Raw genomic sequence first — 15,896 nt, 5'->3', positions numbered from 1 at the left:
AGGTGGCCGGTCCCAACACGGCGCCTGCGCTCGGGCCTGAGCCCGCGAACCACTGCTCTGACTAGTCGATCGTATCGAGGAATGCGTACAATCGTGAGTGCAAAATTGCCCCCTAGTTGAGGAGTTGCCTTGAGCCACGCACCAATTGAGACCGCTCGTTCCGCTGTTCTGGTCATGGACTACCAAGGAGGGATACTCGGAGGTCGCTCTGACGCCGAGGAGCTGGTGGGTCGCGCGACGCAGCTGCTCGAGGCCGTGCGCTCCAAGGGAGGCCACGCCGGATACGTCAGGGTGGGCTTCGACGACGCCGACTACGACGCGCTGCCGTCCCACAGCCGCTTCGCCCCGATCGCCGCTGACGAGAAGATGCGAGCGGCCATGCACGCCGATGCCCCGACCACCCAGATCGACGACCGGGTGGCCCCCCAAGATGGGGACATCGTGGTCCGCAAGACCCGCGTCGGTCCGTTCAGCTCCACCGACCTCGACCAGCAGCTCAGGTCCCGCGGTGTCGACACCGTCATCCTCGCGGGTCTCACCACGGCCGGCGTCGTGCTCTCCACGGTGCGCCAGGCGGCCGACCTCGACTACCGGGTGGTGGTCGCTGCGGATGCCTGTGCCGACCCCGACCCCGAGGTGCATTCGGTCCTGGTCGAGAAGGTCTTCCCCCGTCAGGCGGACGTTGCCTCGACCGACGAGGTCATCGGACTCCTGGCCTGACACCGGCAGCACAACCGCTCGGGCCCGGATCCAGACACGGATCCGGGCCCGAGCGCCATGCGGGGATCTCGGCGTACGACCTCATGTGGAGGACTCCGTACGACCTGATGTGTAGGTCATCTTCGCCGGAGACACGTGAGTGGGAAACGGTGCTGGGGCGTCAGGTGGTGATCCCGGTGATCAGCGCCCAGGGTCCCTGCTGATGGGCACAGGCCCACTGGCCCAGTCGCGCAGCCCACGAGGACGTCGGCTCCTCCCGCAGTGACCACTCGTAGAGACGCTTGGTGAACCGTTGCAGGGGGTACTCCATCGTGACGCCGATGGCACCATGAACCTGGTGGGCAGCCCGGGCGACGGAGATGGCGGCCCGGCCGGCGAGCACCCGGGCTGCGATGGCGCTCGCTTTGGCGTCCTTGGGGTCACCGTCCCGCAGGAGGAGCCGGGCCTTGGCCACCAGGACGCCGACCCGCTCAGCCTCTGAGGCGATGAGCGCAAGGTGCGTCTGGACCGCCTGGAAGTGTGCGACCGGTTGGCCGAACTGCTGTCGCTGCGCCGCGTACTCGATGGTGAGCTGGGCGGTGCGCTGGATGGCCGCGCTGAGAGCCACGGCACGGGCGAGAGTGGTCCGGGTGTCGAGCTCTGCCAGGACCTTCGAGGCGGAACGCCGAATCATGCCGACCTGGAGATGCTCCCGGCCGTCGGTCGAGAAGCCGCGGACCAGCGGTTCGCCGGCCAGATCCGCGCCGGGGAGGATCGCCTCGCTGGAGGCGCTCCAGAGAGTCACCACCACCTGCCCTTCATGGACCCGGGCGGTCACGACCGCGTCGGACTCGGCCACCCAGTGGGCATCGGCTACTCCTCCCGGCCGGGTCGACTGGTGGCCGGCCAGCACGGCCAGCTGCTCTGACCAGTCGAAACCGATCCCGGCCTCGGCCAGTAGCCAACCCGCGGCGAGCGGTCCTTCCACCACTGGAACACTCATGCCCTCGAAGGCGGCAGCGGCCAGGACCTCCAGGGCATCGTCAACCGTCCCCCCGCTGCCACCCTTTCGTTCGGAGATCGACACGCCGAGGAAGCCGGCTTCACGCAGCCTCTTCGTGAGCGCGATCGAGTACGGGTCAGCAGCACCGCGCGGCACCGAAACCTCGCCGTCCTTGGCGATCTCCTGGGCCCGTTCAGCCACCGTCCGGGCAATGTCGCTCGAGACGGTGAGTGAACGACGATGCGCCGCCCAGCCGTCCAATTGACGCGCGACGAGCATGCGCAGCACCTCGTTCGTGCCACCCGCAGTGGTGAACACGGCGGAGCGAAGCCGATTGATCTCAAGGAACTCCCGGAAACGCGTCGCCTCCGGTCCGTCCTGCAATGGCTCGTTCGCAAACTCCCAGAGCTGGTCGACGAGCACTTGCTCGAGTGCCGTGCCCAGGTCCTTGGCCATGGCGGCCTCGGCCACCGGGGAACCGCCGTTGTCGACGAGCCGGGCGATCGCGAGAGTCATCTCGCGCAGCCCCATCTGCTGCGCCACGATGTCGCCGATGAGCTCCCAGGATCGCTCCGGGTCTGGGGACAGCGCCCGAGAGCGGACGAAAGCGTCGAAGAGCGGGAACGTGGTCAGGTAACGCTCGGGCCCGGCCCGCTCGAGGGCCAGCTCGGCGGTCAGCTGCTCCCACCCGGTGCCCGGTATGCCCACGAGCCAGTCGTCCGGTGCGAAGACGTCCTCGAGGACGACCTCGTTGAAGTGTCTCTCGCCATCCATGCCCTCGATGGGCGACACCTCGATGCCCGGCGCGTCCATCGGGACGATGATGATGCTGAGACCCTGGTGCTTCTTAGGGGCGTCCTCGGTCCGACAGAGCACCTCGATGAAGTCGGCCTGGTCGGCATCGGTGGTCCAGATCTTGCGGCCGGTGATGCGCCACCCCCCATCAACCTTGACCGCCCGGGTGCAGACGGCAGCGAGATCCGATCCCGCGTCCGGTTCGCTGAACCCGCCTGCCATCAGGCAGCGCCCCCCAGCAATCATCGGCAGGAGTTCCCGGCGAAGGGTCTCGGGACCGTTCTTCAACAGACTCGGGGCCGTCTGCCGATCGGCTGCCCAGTGCGCACCCAGCGGTGCGCCCGCTGAAAGGAGCTCGGAGATGACAAGGCAGCGCTCGACACCGGTGCGGTCCGTGCCGCCGTATTCCCGTGGGATCGTCATTCCGACCCATCCCCGATCGGCGATCTGCTCGCTGAACGTCCGGCTGAAGCCGCCGCGGGTCGGGCTGGCCGAGGATGGGGGGAACGGTGCGGATCGAGCGAACCGTCTCACCTCACCGACAAGTGCCACCTCGCCCTCATCGAGTTGAACCGGTGAGAACACGGCGCGGCTGTGGGTCATGGTCATTGGCCTTCCTCCCGGTTGGGGCTGATGGGGGCGCTGGACATGCGGTTACCTCCGAACGGGATCTCAACGATCTCGTCGACGTGGTACCCGGGGATCGTGACCGGCCCATGGGCTGCTGCGGACGGAACGATCCGGTCGACCTGGTCAATCACGCGCCGTGCCGATCGGCGATGAGCAGGTCGGCCCATCGACTCCCGTGATGGACCACAGCGAGGCCGCTTTCGGACGTGGTTCTCAGCCGGCCACGTCCACCTTCCACCGGGGAACGTAGGTTCGGCTCACGAACCGCCAGCCGTCCGGCGTCTTCCGGACCACGTCGTGGTAGTCGCCGCCGTTGAACCCCGCCGAGCGGGCGAAGAAGCCCTTCGTGAGAACCTTCACGGTTCCGTCGGGCAGCTCTTCCTCGACCATGACGTTCAGTGCGTGGTGGCCGTCCGGATGTGGGTAACCCTCCCACCAGGCCGCGATTGCGTCGAGGCCGTCGTACACACCCAGCGTGGGGCCGCTGTCGATGACCGTCTCGGGGAGGAAGATCGTTTCCAACTGATCCCATAAGCGGTTATCCAAGATGTGGGTATACCTCGTCACGAGTTCGTGGATCTCGATCTTGTCAGCAGCGTCCACAGTCCCTAATCCCTATGCGATAGGTGGCTTGCGATGCTCTTGTCATGTGATGGATTTCTGCGCCCCGACCCGCTCAGTCGCGAAGTCCGGGCGCAGACGGTGAGCTGGATCAGCCGATGTTGGCGCCTCCGAGAGGCTTGTGGACATCGCCGCGTGGGAACTTGTCCTCTGCTGGTGGCACCAGAATGTGCTCAGCTTCCGGACCGATGCGATCCGCCACTGCCTGAAGTTTCGCCACGTCGAAGCCGAAGACCTTCGCGGCATTCTCCCCCAGCATCTTCTTGGCCTGGTCGAGGGGAACCTCGTTGGCGCCGAAGGTGGCCTGGAAGTAGTCCTGGGTTCCGCCGTTCCACGTGCCTTCGTGGTGCGGGTAGTCGACGCCGACCATCATCTTGTCCACGCCGATAGCCTCGCGGATCTCCACCTCGGCTTTGGTGAGGAGGGAGGACCCAATGTGCACCTGGCGCGCGAAGTACTCGGACGGCTTGTGCTTGATGGCGGTGCGGATGTCACGACGCAGGAAGCTGCCGTCGTACGAGTAGTCCATACCCTTGAGCTTTGCCGGGATCCAGCCAGAGCCCTGCTCGGTCAGGACGAGCTGCAGCTTCGGGTGCCGCTCGAGGACCCCGCCCCAGATCATGTGATCCAGAATCTGGCGACAGAAGAACTCCACCTGGGCAACGAAGAGGGGCCCCAGACAAACCGGGTGTGGAGGCGCATACTTGGGGGCCACCCATCGAGACGTGGTGGCGGAGATGGCCACGTGACTGTTGGCCACGAGCTCGAGGTCAGCCAGGGTCGCCCAGATCGGGTCGTACACCGGGGACCAGAGGGGGACATCCTCCTCGAACATGGGCAGCATGATTCCGCGGAAGCCCTCGTTCTTGGCCCACTTGATCTCGCGTACCGCTCGATCGACGTCGCTGAAATCGACGGAGGCCAGTCCGACGAGCCGGTCGGGCGCGTGGCTGATGAAGTCAGCGAGCCAGCGGTTGAAGGCCTGGTTGCCCTCATGGGGGTGACGCCTCGGCGGCTCACCGAGCTGAGCGGCCAGAAGGGGTGAGTAGAGCTCGAAGGGTAGTCCGAAGTCGGGGAAGAGCACCTCGCCGGCGACACCCTCTTTGTCAAGTTCGACCAGACGCTTTGCGGGGTCGAAGTTGCCCTCAAGGCGGCCAGGATCGATCACCTTCTCCTTCCACTCCTCGACGAGGTAGGGGTCCAGGCGCTGGGACAGAGCGCGCTCCTCGAAGGTGTGGGTTCCCCCCTCGTCGTATACCTTGCAGAAGTCTTCGAACTCCTCTCGGAGCGACGCCGGAAGATAGGGCGCGTAGTCACGCATTCGTGCGGTCGCGTGACCATCCGAAGAGATCACCATCAGCTTTGACATGATTTCCTCAGGCTCTCTTGCATACACTGTTGTGTTCAGAATCACGTCACTGAGTCCCTACGTCAACCCCCGACCAGACAAAAGTCCCTGCGCCGCGCGTTGGCGTGCCAGCGCAACCATGAGCACACCCCGACCGCTGCGGCATCGCGATCGCCGGGTCACATGTGGTTCCCCCGTAACGTGGAGGCCAGGACTCGAGGGATAAAGGTTCATGGCGGAGACGAGACGGCGGTTCGATCCGGAATTCCGTGCGGGCGTGGTCCGGATCGTGCGAAAGGCCGGGAAGTCGATCGGGCAGGTAACGCGCGACCTCGGGGTCACCAGCGGCACCCTGGCCAACTGGGTGCAGCAGGACCGCGAGGCCCGCAGCGAGGCGGCGGCAGGGCAGCTGGCGGAGGACGAGCGGGCGGAGTTGGCGCGGTTGCGGCGGGAGAACGCCGAGCTGGCGATGGAGCGTGACAGTCCTCAAGCGATCCATGGTCCTGCGGGTCAAGAAAGCGACGGCCCGGTGAGCGTGGCCGCCTTCATCGCTTCCCAGAGGACCGAGCATGACGTGCCGCACGCGGTGGACTGCCAGGCCCTGGGGGTGTCGGAGTCGTGGTTCTACAGGTGGCGGGACCGTCCGCGGACACCCCGCCAGGACCGTAGGACCAGGCTGACGGACGCGGTCCGACACACCCCCTGCGGGCGCAGGGGGTGTCGGACAACACGATCGCGGCGCTGATGGCCGAACTCGGCCTGGTCGCCCGGGCCAAGCGGCGCCGGCGTGGGCTAACCCGGCAGGGCAAGCGCCCGGCCACCCCGGACCTGATCAAGCGGAAGTTCACCGCGCCCGCGCCGGACGTGGCCTGGCGCGGCGACATGACCGAGATCGTCACCGACGAGGGCAAGCACCGGCACTCCGTCTGCGACAGACTCTCACCTATCGACTACGAAAGATCAACAGCTTGGCCGCTAGAGGCCCAAGTCGCATAACGGAGTCCTCCACGATTCCAGGGGATTGACAACGCTGAGCTCGTCGAGAACATCGACGCGTAGTCGGGTGGACGGCCGGTGCGCAACCTCCTGCCGTCCACCTACGTGCCGGTGTGACACCGTCCTGCACGTGGTGCGGCCAGCTGGTCACCCGGTGAGCGAGGCGAGACCTGCTGCCGTGATTGCTGCGACGCAGGCTTCCTCATCGTGGTCCGACGTATCGCCGGAGATGCCGACAGCACCGATCGTCGCACCAGCCGCGTCCTGGACCAGGACGCCCCCCGGCACCGGGACCAGCGCACCTCCGACGGCCGCAGTCGCGGCAGCGATGAAGTACGCCTGCTGCTCGGCGCGCTGCATGATGGCCCGCGAGCCCATGCCCAGGGCCAGTGCCCCATGCGCCTTGCCGAAGGCGATCTCGAAGCGCTTGATGGCGGCGCCGTCCTCGCGCTCTACCGCGATGACGTGAGCGCCTGCGTCGAGGACGACGACGGTCAGCGGGTTCAGCCCGTTCTTCGCGCCGTGCTCCCGGGCGGCCGCGACGATCGTGCGCGCTTGGTCAAGGGTGAGGCTCATGTCGTGGTCTCCAGGGCTCGGTCGCCAGCCTTCTCGCGGGCACGGAAGCTGTGCAGGATGGGTTCGGTGTACCCGCTGGGCTGGGACGCACCCTCGACGAGGAGGGCTCGCGCAGCAAGGAAGGCGTTGCCCTCGAAGGCCGGAGCCATCGGCCGGTAGTCGTCCTGATCGGCGTTCTGCCCGTCGACGACTGCGGCCATCCGCATGAGGCTCTCGTCTATCTGGTCGATGGTGATGACGCCATGGTGCAGCCAGTTGGCGATGTGTTGGGAGGAGATCCGACAGGTCGCCCGGTCCTCCATCAGCGGCGTTCCGGTAATGTCGGGCACCTTGGAGCAACCGACGCCACGGTCGATCCACCGGACGACGTAACCGAGGACGCCCTGGACATTGTTGTCGAGCTCGGCCCGGCGCTCCTCGGCCGTCCACTCCGCGGGGTCGCCGAGCGGGACGGACAGCAGTTCGCCCAGTTCGGCGCGCGCACCCCCTGTCGAGAGCTCTGCCTGGCGGGCCGCGACGTCGACCTGGTGGTAGTGGATGGCGTGCAGCGTCGCGGCAGTCGGCGAGGGAACCCACGCGGTCGACGCGCCGGCCTGTGGGTGGCCGATCTTCTGTTCGAGCATGTCGGCCATGTTCTCCGGCGCCGCCCACATGCCCTTGCCGATCTGGGCTCGACCAGCGAGGCCGCAGGCGAGGCCGACGTTGACATTCGCCTGCTCATAGGCGCTGATCCACGCCTCGGACCGCATGGCGTTCTTCCGGACGACCGGGCCGGCCCACATGGAGGTGTGGATCTCGTCGCCGGTGCGATCCAGGAATCCGGTGTTGATGAACGCGACCCGGTCCCGGGCAGCCGCGATGCACGCGGCCAGGTTGAGCGTCGTGCGGCGCTCCTCGTCCATGATGCCGACCTTGATGGTGTTCGCCGGCAACCCGAGCGAGCGCTCCACGAGTTCGAACAGGTCAACCGTGAGCGCCACCTCGTCGGGACCGTGCATCTTCGGCTTCACCGCGTACATCGAGCCGGTGCGCGAGTTCTGCAGCCGGCTGTTGCCACGCAGGTCGTGGCAGCTGCCCAGCCCGGTCACGAACGCGTCCAGAATGCCCTCGGAGATCGGCTCCCCGGAGGCGTCAGTGACCGCACTAGTACTCATCAAGTGGCCGACATGGCGCACGAACAACACCGAACGCCCGGGGATCGTGACGGGCTCACCCGCGAGCGACACACAGGTTCGGTCCTGGTTCATCGTGCGGAGGAAGGTCTCACCGTTCTTCGTAACTTCCTCGGCCAGCGCGCCCTGCATCAGGCGGAGCCAGTTCCGGTAGCACGCGACCTTGTCGGCCGGATCTACAGCCGCCACCGAGTCCTCGAGGTCCATGATGGTCGTCAGCGCAGACTCGAGCAGCACATCGGAGACACCAGCCGGGTCGACGGCCCCAATGCGGTGGCCACGGTCGACCAGAATCTCCAGATGCAGACCATGGTGTCGCAGCACAAGGGCGCTCGGCTCGCTTCGCTCGCCGCGATACCCGACCAGCTGGCCCGAGTCCGCCAACCGCGCCACTGCACCCGACGACAGCATCGCGGCCAGTCCGTCGGAGTCGACCGAATAGCCGGCAACCTCGAAATGGCTGGCACCCGCGAGCGGGACCCACTCGTCGAGAAACGCACGAGCGCGCCGGATCACCTCGGCACCACGTAGCGGGTTATACGCCGCCCCCGCAGCCATCTCCCCGTCGGACGCGATGACGTCGGTCCCGTAAAAGGCGTCGTACAGGGAACCCCAACGCGCGTTCGCAGCATTCGTCGCGAATCTGGCGTTGTCGATAGGCACCACGAGCTGTGGCCCAGCCAGGGTCGCGATCTCGGGGTCCACGTCGGAGGTCGTGACCTCGAACGGCTGCGGTACATCGACGAGGTAGTCGATCTCACGTAGGAACTTCTCGTAGGCGTCCCGGTCCAGCGGGCCCGGACGGTCCCGATGGAACTGGTCGATCTGCGCCTGCAGCTCCTCGCGGCGCCGGAGCAGCGCCTGGCGGCGCGGCTCCAGCCTCGCGACAGCGACGGACAGACCGTCCCAGAACTCGTCCGGCTCGGCACCCGATCCGGGGAAGGCCTCCTCGGTAAGGAATCGATGCAGGTCGGCATCGACCCGGAGGCCACGAACGGTTACGTACATGGTCTGCTCCTCGCCACGTTTCCAGTTCAGAACGGAATCACCTCGACCGCCGGGTACCGGTGACGTAGTGCAGACGTGATGACCTCCAGCAGGACGACGCTGCCGTCACGAACCTCGGCAATGGCCTTGCTGAGCGTCAAGCCCAGCTCAGCTGGGTCCTTAACCTTGTACGCGGTGGCGCCAAGAGCGGTGGCGATCTCCGCGTAGTTCCCGGACAGCTCCTTGTGTCCGAACCTCTCCTGGGCCACCGGATGGTGGTGGTCATAGCCGGTCATCTGGGAGTTGTTGGTCAGCACGACCAGGACCGGAATATTGTTCCGGACGGCGGTCTCGAGTTCGAGCCCGCACTGCCCGAAACCGGCGTCACCGAGGTAGCACACAGACAGCTTGTCCGGAGCGGCTGCGGCTGCCCCGATGGCCAGGCCCAGCGACGACCCGAGCGGGGTCGAGTTGCCCCAGCCGAGGTAGCCGCGCGGCTTCGTGGCCACGTAGTGCGGAGCGAGGTGGTCGCGCGGGTAGCCGGAGTCGTGAGTGACGATGCTGGTGTCCGGGTCGATCGCGTCGATCATTTCCTTCACCAGGCGCACCGGGCTGATCGGAACCTCGTCGGAGGCGAATCGCTCGGCCCAATCGGCGGCGGTCTGCGCCGCGACTGCCGCGACCTCGGACTTGGTGTCTCGGGATGCACTGACCGGCTTCTTCGTGGCGAGGCGTTTGCCGAGCTCCTCAGTCATCTGCTCGAGGACGAGCTTGGCGTCACCCACGATGCCGCTCGCGATCGGGTACTGCAGCGAGAGGTCGTTCGGATCATTGGTCGACTGGATGATGGTGCGCCCCGCGGGCAGGTGGAAGGAGGCAAGGGTGTTGAGCAGGCTGGCACCGATGCTGAAGATCGTGTCAGCCTCGGGAACGAAAGCCTTGATGCCCGCGCTGACGCCGGTGCCGCCGGTGCCAATCGACAGCGGGTGGTGCTCCGGGAAGGCGCTCTTCGCGACGTAGGTGGTTGCAACCGGCGCGTTGAGGAGTTCCGCGAACCGCACCAGCTCCTCGGTGGCGTCGGCCCACAGGACGCCGTGGCCGGCGCGGATGAGTGGCCGCTCTGCCTTCAGGAGCAGGTCGACAGCCTGGGCGATGTCGGCGGGATCGCCGGCGCTGCGGTGCTTACGTGGGGGCTCGTACTCGAAAATCGAGTCGTCGACCTCCCTGTCAGCGACGTCGATCGGAAGCTCGAGGAGCACCGGACCCGGTCGACCAGACCGCATCAGCTGGAAGGCACGACGAAGCTGGTGGTGAATGGTCGCGGGGTTGTCGAGGCGCGCAGACCACTTGGTGATGGGCTTGTATGCCTCAACGGCATCGAAGCTTGTCCGCAGGCCACGTGCGGCGAGTGGGTCCCCCTGGGGAATGAACAGCAGCGGCACGGAGTCGGAGTACGCTTGCGCGATGCTGCCGAACGCATGCTCGGCGCCCGGGCCCTGCTGGACGAGCACGACGCCGATCTTCTCACCGTTGGTGGTGCGGCTGTAGGCGTCAGCCATGTTGACGATCGCGCGCTCGTGACGTCCGACGACCGGCTTGATGCCGACCTCGGCGACGGCGTCGATCATCTTGTTCGAGGGAATGCAGAAGGCAACCTCGATTCCTTCTCGTCGCAGCACCTCGGCCACAGCCAGACTCGCTCGCATCACAGGTCCTTTCGTTCGCGGAATCAGATGTCAGGCGTCCGCGATACGGCGCTCACGGGCGCGCGTCTGACCTCAGCCGGACCAGCTCGGTGCCAGCTCTAGACTGGCTCCATCTTTGCATACATTTTTGTGGAATGGGAGACCCTGATCCGACGCACCGACCACGCTGTCGTCGACTCGCCTGCGCGCCCGACTCGAAGAGGGAGCGGCACACCGGCCACTCACCCGCGAGCGGCTGCACGGCCCTCGACAGCGAGGGTCGGTGGATGGCGAGCAGCGGACGCGACAAGTTCAGTGACACGCCCTCCCTCGGCGCAGGCCCCGAGGTCGAGGACTCGATCGTAGAAGCCCTTCACCAGCCTGACCTGCTCATCGGCGAGGAGCGGTCCAAGAAGACCGGTCACGAACTGCGTGCTGCGCTGGATCAGGTCGGCGTCGATGAACACGAGGACAACGACCGTGGTCTTGCGTCGATGACGCTCCAGCCGTCAGGCGTCAAAGGGTCGGCGAGACTCCCACGCCCTACGTCTCGCCAACCGAGTCACGGGGCGCTATCGGCACGAGCCGGGTCCGCTTTGCCATAGTTCAGGGTCGGGTATGGGAACTTCGCGTTCACTCCCCCGTCGACGACCAGGACGTGTCCAGACACTTGTAGGGCCATCGGCGAGGCGAGGTAGAGCAGGGCGCTGGCGATGTCGGCCGGCTCCGCGATTCGGCCGAGCGGTGTGTTGTCGACGTTGGCTTGCCTTCCCCGCTCTCCGAGAATCTCAGCGAACCTCGGAGTCCAGACGATTCCCGGAGCGACCGCGTTGACCCGGATGCCGCGGGGCCCGAACTCGACCGCCGCAGAGCGGACGAGCGAGTCAAGGGCGGCCTTTGCTGCCCCATAGGCGGCGTTGTAGGCAGAGCCGCGGATCGCGGCGACGGAGGACACGAAGGTGAACGAGGGGTTGTCGCCGGAGACCAGCTGGTTGAGATGACGGAGCGTCAACATCACGTGCCGGAGCGAGATGTCGAACTGTTGGTCCCACAGGTCCTCGGTCAGGTCAGCGATGGCACGCGGAGCCGCCATACCCACGATGTCCACGACACCGCTGAGCGTCCCGTACCGTTCCTCGACGAACCGACCGAGACGACGCACCTCCTCGGCCTTGGTCACATCACCGATCCACCCCCGGGCAGCTGCACCGAGCTCGCCGAGGACGCTGTCGATGCGCGCCTGATCCACATCGACGCAGATGACGTCAGCTCCCTGCTGGACGAGGGCATGGGCCGCTTGACGTCCGATTCCCTGTCCGGCACCGATGACGAGATAGGCCCCGTCGAGCCCAAGGCGCGTGACGAAACGTGGGACGAGGGTCGTGTCGGAGACGGTCATGAAGGCTCCTTGTCAGCCAAGCGGCATACCTTGAATGAGCTCGATCCGGACCTCGTCCGGATCGAGGACACAGACGTACTCGCGCTCTTCACCGTTGACCACCAACCGGGTGAAGGTGTCCGGCAGGGCCCGGCCCCCGAACTCGTCGACGCGACGCATGGCCGGCTTCACCTCAGGAACGTAGATGGCCACATGCGTAAGGCCCACCGTGTTGGTCGGACGAAGCGGCTCCACCGAGGCCGGCGGGGTGCGGTGGTGAATGAGCTCGATAAGACGCCCGTCCAGGGACATGATGCAGATCTCGACGTCATAGGTGAGTCGCTGCATCAGTCGGGCGAAGTCGTTGCCGACAACGCGACTGTACGTCTCCTGGAACCCGAAGGCTCCGGTGTAGAAGCGCTTGCTCCTGTCGAGGTCCGCCACGCAGATACCGAAGTGGCTGAGGCGCGCGACCACATCGGCTGGAGGCGCGCCTCCTTCAACGCGATCGGGGCTCGTCAAGTTGTCGTTGCCGGGTTCCATGCCGGTTTCCGTTCTCTCGAATGTTCCGCTGGGGCCCGAGACCCGCCCTCATGCGCCACACAGTGATTGGCCGGATACTCGAAAGGTTTTAACGTTGGAGTTCTCAAGCACGGGCATTCGCAAGTGGCTGACCTCGAGCCGGTCGTCACCCTTTGGAGAGCGCTGCGAGGGGGATCGACTGTCCACCGTCGACGGCCATCACCTGACCGGTCATGGCGCCGCACTGGTTGCTCAGCAGGAAGACGGTCAGGGCGGCCACCTCCTCGGGCTCGGCGATCCGGCCTGATGGCGTGAGGGCGATGAGATCCTCGACCATCCGTGGCGCACTGGTTCGCGCGCGTTGGTAGCCGGGCGTGTTCATCGTGCCGGGAGCAACGGCATTCACCCGGATGCCCAAGGGGGCCCACTCCACGGCGAAGGACTTGGTCAGGCTGTCGACGGCTGCCTTGGCGGCGCAGTAGGCCGACCGGATCCCGACACCCGCAACGGCAAAGTTCGAGCTGATGTTGACGATGGCACCGCCCTCCCCCTGCTCCACCATGACCCGCGCCGCACGCTGAGAACAGAAGAACATCGCCTGGGCATTGAAGTCGAAGGTCTGGCGGAATTCGTCGGTCGTCAGCTCCAGGGAGGAAACGCTGACTCCGGCCCCCGTGTTGTTGACCAGTCCATCGACTCGGCCGAACCGCTGCCGAGCCGACCCGACGAAAGAGTCGATGCTCGCGAGATCCGTGACGTCCAGCGGCACCCCGACGAAGATGCCCCCGGCCTCGACCGCCGCGGTATCGGCAGCCAGCTCGGCCTCCAGCGACTCCAGGTCCGACCGCGTCCGGCTGCCACCGATGACCTTCGCCCCTGAGCGCGCGGCCAGACGACTGATCTCGCGTCCCAGTCCACGGCCGGCGCCGGTGACCAGGATCACCTTGTTGTCGAGCACGAGCTTCATCCTCCTGAATGTGTCAGTAGTTGTCAGAGTCATGGCATGGTCGCCACATCGACCGCAGGTGGCGGGCCCACGGCATACACGCTTCACGAGCCCGCCACCTGTCGAGCGCCTCAGGCGAAGACCGGGCTCATGGTCTGCTCCGGAACGCGGGGGAGTTCGCTGGGCACGGTGCGGACGTCGCGGACCGAGGGCCCGATGCGGTCGGCGACGGCTTGAATCGCCTTGACGTCGAAGTCGAAGACCTTCGCCGCCGTGCCGCACAGCATCTCGTACACCTCGGCCGGCGGCGTGTCGTGGAAGGTCACGGCGATGGCTTCCCGTGAGTAGGGGAAGGTGCCCTCTGAGTGGGGGTAGTCAACGCCCCACATGATGTTCTTCACGCCGATCTCGTGGCGCTGCTTGGCCTCGGAGGGAAGGAAGAGGCTGGCGCCGAGGTAGAAGTTGCGAGCGAAGTACTCGCTCGGCTTCATCGACAGCTGTTCGCTCGCCGGGTGCAGGAAGCGACGGAAGCCCGAGCTGTCGAGGCCGGCCTCGTACATCTGGTCCAGGCCCTTGATGTGGTCTGGAATCCATCCAGCCCCGCCCTCGGTGAGAATGACCTTGAGACCGGGGTGCCGCTCGAGCACGCCCGAGAAGATGAAGTGGGCGATGCCGCGACGGTGGTAGAAGTGGTTCTCCAGCATGCTGATGGCCACCATGCCGGGCCCACCACGCTCGGCTCCCCTGAGCTGTGGCGGTGCAGGCGCGTGCTTGTGGACCGGGAGGTCGAGTTCCTCGCAGAGCGCCCAGACCGGGTCAAGGTCGGAGACGTAGATCGGGGGGGCGTCGCTGGACGGGCTGTCCATGGGCAGCAGGACTCCCCCGCGAAGCCCGAGCGCCTTGATCTGGCGGATCTCCGCCAGGGCTTCGTCGATGTCGTCCAACAGGACTTGCCCGATTCCCGCTCGCCGTTCCGGCGCCTTCGCGCAGAAGTCCGCCAGCCAACGGTTGTGGGCACGCAGACCCGCGAACCGCTGTTCGTACTCGGTCCGTGATGCGGGGCCGGTGCCGGCGAAGACCGAGCCCGGCATGAAGGGCGGGGCAGTGTTCGGGAAGATCACCTCGCCGGCGATGCCGTCCTGGTCCATGTGGGAGATGCGGCGCTCGGAGTCCCAGCTGAGAGCACTGTGCCATGATGCAGCGCCGGTGAGGATCTCCTCGTCGCCGAAGTCGAAGCCGTCCTTCTCCAGCCGAGGGTCGACAAAGTCCCACGGGTTGGTGTAGGCGTCAACCCACACGTCGAAGTCGTCGTGCCACTTCTTCTCCAGGAATGGCTTGTAGTCTCGCAGATCTGCGCCTGCGTGACTGTCCGACGAGATGACCGGATAGCGGTAGTCATCGCTGGAATCGGGGGGTGTGCTGTCGTTCAGGGTCATGACGGCTCTCCTGGGTCTTACCTTCGTGAATCGTTGGTGAGTGGCTGGTCAGGGCGTGTCGGATCCGTCAAGGAGCCGAGTAAGAAGCGGGCGGATGGTGATTCGCGAGTCGCCGATGTCCCCGACGGGCTGCTGCCCGGGAACTGGTCGGCAGATGAAGCGCACCTGGATGGCCGCGGCTCGCGCTGCAGCGAGAACTCGGTACCAGTGCAGGTCACCGATGGATCGGCCGCCACGGTCCATGTACGTCTGCGCCATCGTGGCCCCCTCGAACTGGCGGGGGAGCCCGGCACGGCCATCACTGACGGCACGGTCCTGGTAGTAGGCGTGCATTACCTCGGCGAAGGCAAGATCGACCTCCGGGTATCCCAGACCGGCACACTCCCAGTCGAGCACGGCGGTGACGGATGTGCCGACGAACAGCAGGTTGCCCACGCGTGAGTCACCCCAGGTGACGCATGCCGAATCCTGCCGGGACGGGATGTTGCCCCGGAGCCAGGTCAGTGCACGCTCGAGGAGCGGGAACGTCCATTTCCCCCGACTCCACGCGTAGTAGTGCTCGAGGTAGCGGACCTGACCGGCGAGTGCCGACGAACCAGAACCGCGTTCCGGTGTCGCGAGGAAGTCGAGATCTGCTCCATCGACGTCAATGCTGTGAATCTTGACCAGCACGTCGACAAAGGCATCCTCCATCTCCTGCCGTTCCTCGGCAGAGGAGTCGATGACCCACCCGGAGTAGTTGTACGGCGGATCGCTCGGCCACGGCCGGCCTTCGTAGCGGGGCATGACGAAGAAGGGCGCCCCGAGCCAGCTGGCGTCGTCCTCGTGACAGAGCACCTCCGGTGCGGGCACGTGCGCACGATCGCGCGTCAACCCCATCACCCTTCGCTGCCTTTCGAGGTCCTCGTCTGGGAAGGTCACCAGATGAGGTGCGAGGGCTCCGAGCTTGGCGACGAACTCGTTGTTGCCTGATGGCCCGTCCGTCTTGAACAGGAGGTTGTAGCTCGAACCCCCCTCTCCGGGAAATCGTGCCGATTGGATGTTCCCCAGCCAGGTCGCGTGCTGCTTGGCCCATTGCGTGAGGGCCTCGACCATCGGGGCG

Annotated in this window: 15 protein-coding genes; 3 read left to right on the top strand and 12 right to left on the bottom strand. The window is 66.2% G+C overall.

Translation table 11 applies throughout. From position 1 onward, the window contains the following. Window positions 1-129 precede the first annotated feature (129 nt). Entirely contained in the window at window positions 130-720 is a 591-nt protein-coding gene (locus AB0M46_RS23080) for a cysteine hydrolase (protein WP_363339015.1), read from the top strand. Between the two features lie 160 nt (window positions 721-880). On the opposite strand, the gene AB0M46_RS23075 is transcribed toward AB0M46_RS23080, so the two are convergent. The 3 genes from AB0M46_RS23075 to AB0M46_RS23065 all read right to left on the bottom strand — a co-directional run bounded on the left by AB0M46_RS23075 (window position 881) and on the right by AB0M46_RS23065 (window position 5,162). Beyond that, a complete protein-coding gene (locus tag AB0M46_RS23075; protein ID WP_363339014.1) occupies window positions 881-3,106 on the bottom strand; it encodes an acyl-CoA dehydrogenase family protein in 2,226 nt (741 codons plus the stop codon). Between the two features lie 234 nt (window positions 3,107-3,340). Beyond that, on the bottom strand, window positions 3,341-3,730 hold the full coding sequence (locus tag AB0M46_RS23070; protein WP_363339013.1) for a nuclear transport factor 2 family protein: 390 nt from the start codon (window positions 3,728-3,730) through the stop codon (window positions 3,341-3,343). Between the two features lie 109 nt (window positions 3,731-3,839). Beyond that, a complete protein-coding gene (locus tag AB0M46_RS23065) occupies window positions 3,840-5,162 on the bottom strand; it encodes an amidohydrolase family protein (RefSeq protein WP_363339012.1) in 1,323 nt (440 codons plus the stop codon). A 166-nt stretch (window positions 5,163-5,328) separates the two neighbouring features. Here AB0M46_RS23065 and AB0M46_RS23060 point away from each other — a divergent pair, with 166 nt between their 5' ends. Beyond that, window positions 5,329-5,841 (top strand): transposase, encoded by a 513-nt coding sequence (locus AB0M46_RS23060; RefSeq protein ID WP_363339011.1) that lies wholly within the window; start codon window positions 5,329-5,331, stop codon window positions 5,839-5,841. Continuing rightward, complete coding sequence (locus AB0M46_RS23055) at window positions 5,841-6,092, top strand: hypothetical protein (protein ID WP_363339010.1); 252 nt, start codon at window positions 5,841-5,843, stop codon at window positions 6,090-6,092. The genes AB0M46_RS23060 and AB0M46_RS23055 overlap by 1 nt, the downstream gene beginning before the upstream one ends. Window positions 6,093-6,239: 147 nt before the next feature. Here AB0M46_RS23055 and AB0M46_RS23050 read toward each other — a convergent pair whose 3' ends face one another. From AB0M46_RS23050 to AB0M46_RS23010, 9 genes are all read right to left on the bottom strand, one after another. Further along, window positions 6,240-6,668 carry a heme-binding protein gene (locus AB0M46_RS23050; RefSeq protein WP_363339009.1) on the bottom strand — a complete coding sequence of 143 codons (429 nt, stop codon included), beginning with the start codon at window positions 6,666-6,668 and terminating at the stop codon, window positions 6,240-6,242. After that, entirely contained in the window at window positions 6,665-8,848 is a 2,184-nt protein-coding gene (locus tag AB0M46_RS23045) for a malate synthase G (RefSeq protein ID WP_363339008.1), read from the bottom strand. The genes AB0M46_RS23050 and AB0M46_RS23045 overlap by 4 nt, the downstream gene beginning before the upstream one ends. 26 nt (window positions 8,849-8,874) lie before the next feature. Further along, window positions 8,875-10,533 (bottom strand): thiamine pyrophosphate-requiring protein, encoded by a 1,659-nt coding sequence (locus tag AB0M46_RS23040; RefSeq protein ID WP_363339007.1) that lies wholly within the window; start codon window positions 10,531-10,533, stop codon window positions 8,875-8,877. A gap of 221 nt (window positions 10,534-10,754) precedes the next feature. Next, complete coding sequence (locus AB0M46_RS23035; protein WP_363339006.1) at window positions 10,755-10,979, bottom strand: hypothetical protein; 225 nt, start codon at window positions 10,977-10,979, stop codon at window positions 10,755-10,757. Window positions 10,980-11,074: 95 nt separating this feature from the next. Then, window positions 11,075-11,911: an SDR family oxidoreductase gene (locus AB0M46_RS23030; RefSeq protein WP_363339005.1), complete on the bottom strand. Its 837-nt coding sequence runs from the start codon at window positions 11,909-11,911 to the stop codon at window positions 11,075-11,077. 12 nt (window positions 11,912-11,923) lie between these two features. Continuing rightward, on the bottom strand, window positions 11,924-12,433 hold the full coding sequence (locus AB0M46_RS23025; RefSeq protein WP_363339004.1) for a VOC family protein: 510 nt from the start codon (window positions 12,431-12,433) through the stop codon (window positions 11,924-11,926). Window positions 12,434-12,578: 145 nt separating this feature from the next. Continuing rightward, window positions 12,579-13,379 carry an SDR family oxidoreductase gene (locus AB0M46_RS23020; protein WP_363339003.1) on the bottom strand — a complete coding sequence of 267 codons (801 nt, stop codon included), beginning with the start codon at window positions 13,377-13,379 and terminating at the stop codon, window positions 12,579-12,581. A gap of 110 nt (window positions 13,380-13,489) precedes the next feature. Continuing rightward, the gene (locus AB0M46_RS23015) at window positions 13,490-14,794 is read right to left on the bottom strand and encodes an amidohydrolase family protein (RefSeq protein WP_363339001.1); all 1,305 of its coding nucleotides are present in this window, start codon (window positions 14,792-14,794) and stop codon (window positions 13,490-13,492) included. A gap of 48 nt (window positions 14,795-14,842) precedes the next feature. After that, on the bottom strand, window positions 14,843-15,889 hold the full coding sequence (locus AB0M46_RS23010) for a phosphotransferase family protein (RefSeq protein WP_363339000.1): 1,047 nt from the start codon (window positions 15,887-15,889) through the stop codon (window positions 14,843-14,845). Window positions 15,890-15,896 lie beyond the last annotated feature (7 nt).

The sequence above is a fragment of the Dactylosporangium sp. NPDC051485 genome, assembly GCF_040682015.1.
Taxonomy (GTDB): Bacteria; Actinomycetota; Actinomycetes; order Mycobacteriales; family Micromonosporaceae; genus Dactylosporangium.
Note: the sequence above shows the minus strand (reverse complement) of the source record. Positions and strands in the feature narration are given on the sequence as shown.

Coding starts and splice junctions, on each gene's coding strand:
- AB0M46_RS23045 (WP_363339008.1), bottom strand. CDS start 8,848: ATGTACGTAACCGTTCGTGGCCTCCGGGTCGATGCCGACCTGCATCGA.
- AB0M46_RS23040 (WP_363339007.1), bottom strand. CDS start 10,533: ATGCGAGCGAGTCTGGCTGTGGCCGAGGTGCTGCGACGAGAAGGAATC.
- AB0M46_RS23030 (WP_363339005.1), bottom strand. CDS start 11,911: ATGACCGTCTCCGACACGACCCTCGTCCCACGTTTCGTCACGCGCCTT.
- AB0M46_RS23020 (WP_363339003.1), bottom strand. CDS start 13,379: ATGAAGCTCGTGCTCGACAACAAGGTGATCCTGGTCACCGGCGCCGGC.
- AB0M46_RS23060 (WP_363339011.1), top strand. CDS start 5,329: ATGGCGGAGACGAGACGGCGGTTCGATCCGGAATTCCGTGCGGGCGTG.
- AB0M46_RS23015 (WP_363339001.1), bottom strand. CDS start 14,794: ATGACCCTGAACGACAGCACACCCCCCGATTCCAGCGATGACTACCGC.
- AB0M46_RS23075 (WP_363339014.1), bottom strand. CDS start 3,106: ATGACCATGACCCACAGCCGCGCCGTGTTCTCACCGGTTCAACTCGAT.
- AB0M46_RS23010 (WP_363339000.1), bottom strand. CDS start 15,889: ATGGTCGAGGCCCTCACGCAATGGGCCAAGCAGCACGCGACCTGGCTG.
- AB0M46_RS23050 (WP_363339009.1), bottom strand. CDS start 6,668: ATGAGCCTCACCCTTGACCAAGCGCGCACGATCGTCGCGGCCGCCCGG.
- AB0M46_RS23055 (WP_363339010.1), top strand. CDS start 5,841: ATGGCCGAACTCGGCCTGGTCGCCCGGGCCAAGCGGCGCCGGCGTGGG.
- AB0M46_RS23025 (WP_363339004.1), bottom strand. CDS start 12,433: ATGGAACCCGGCAACGACAACTTGACGAGCCCCGATCGCGTTGAAGGA.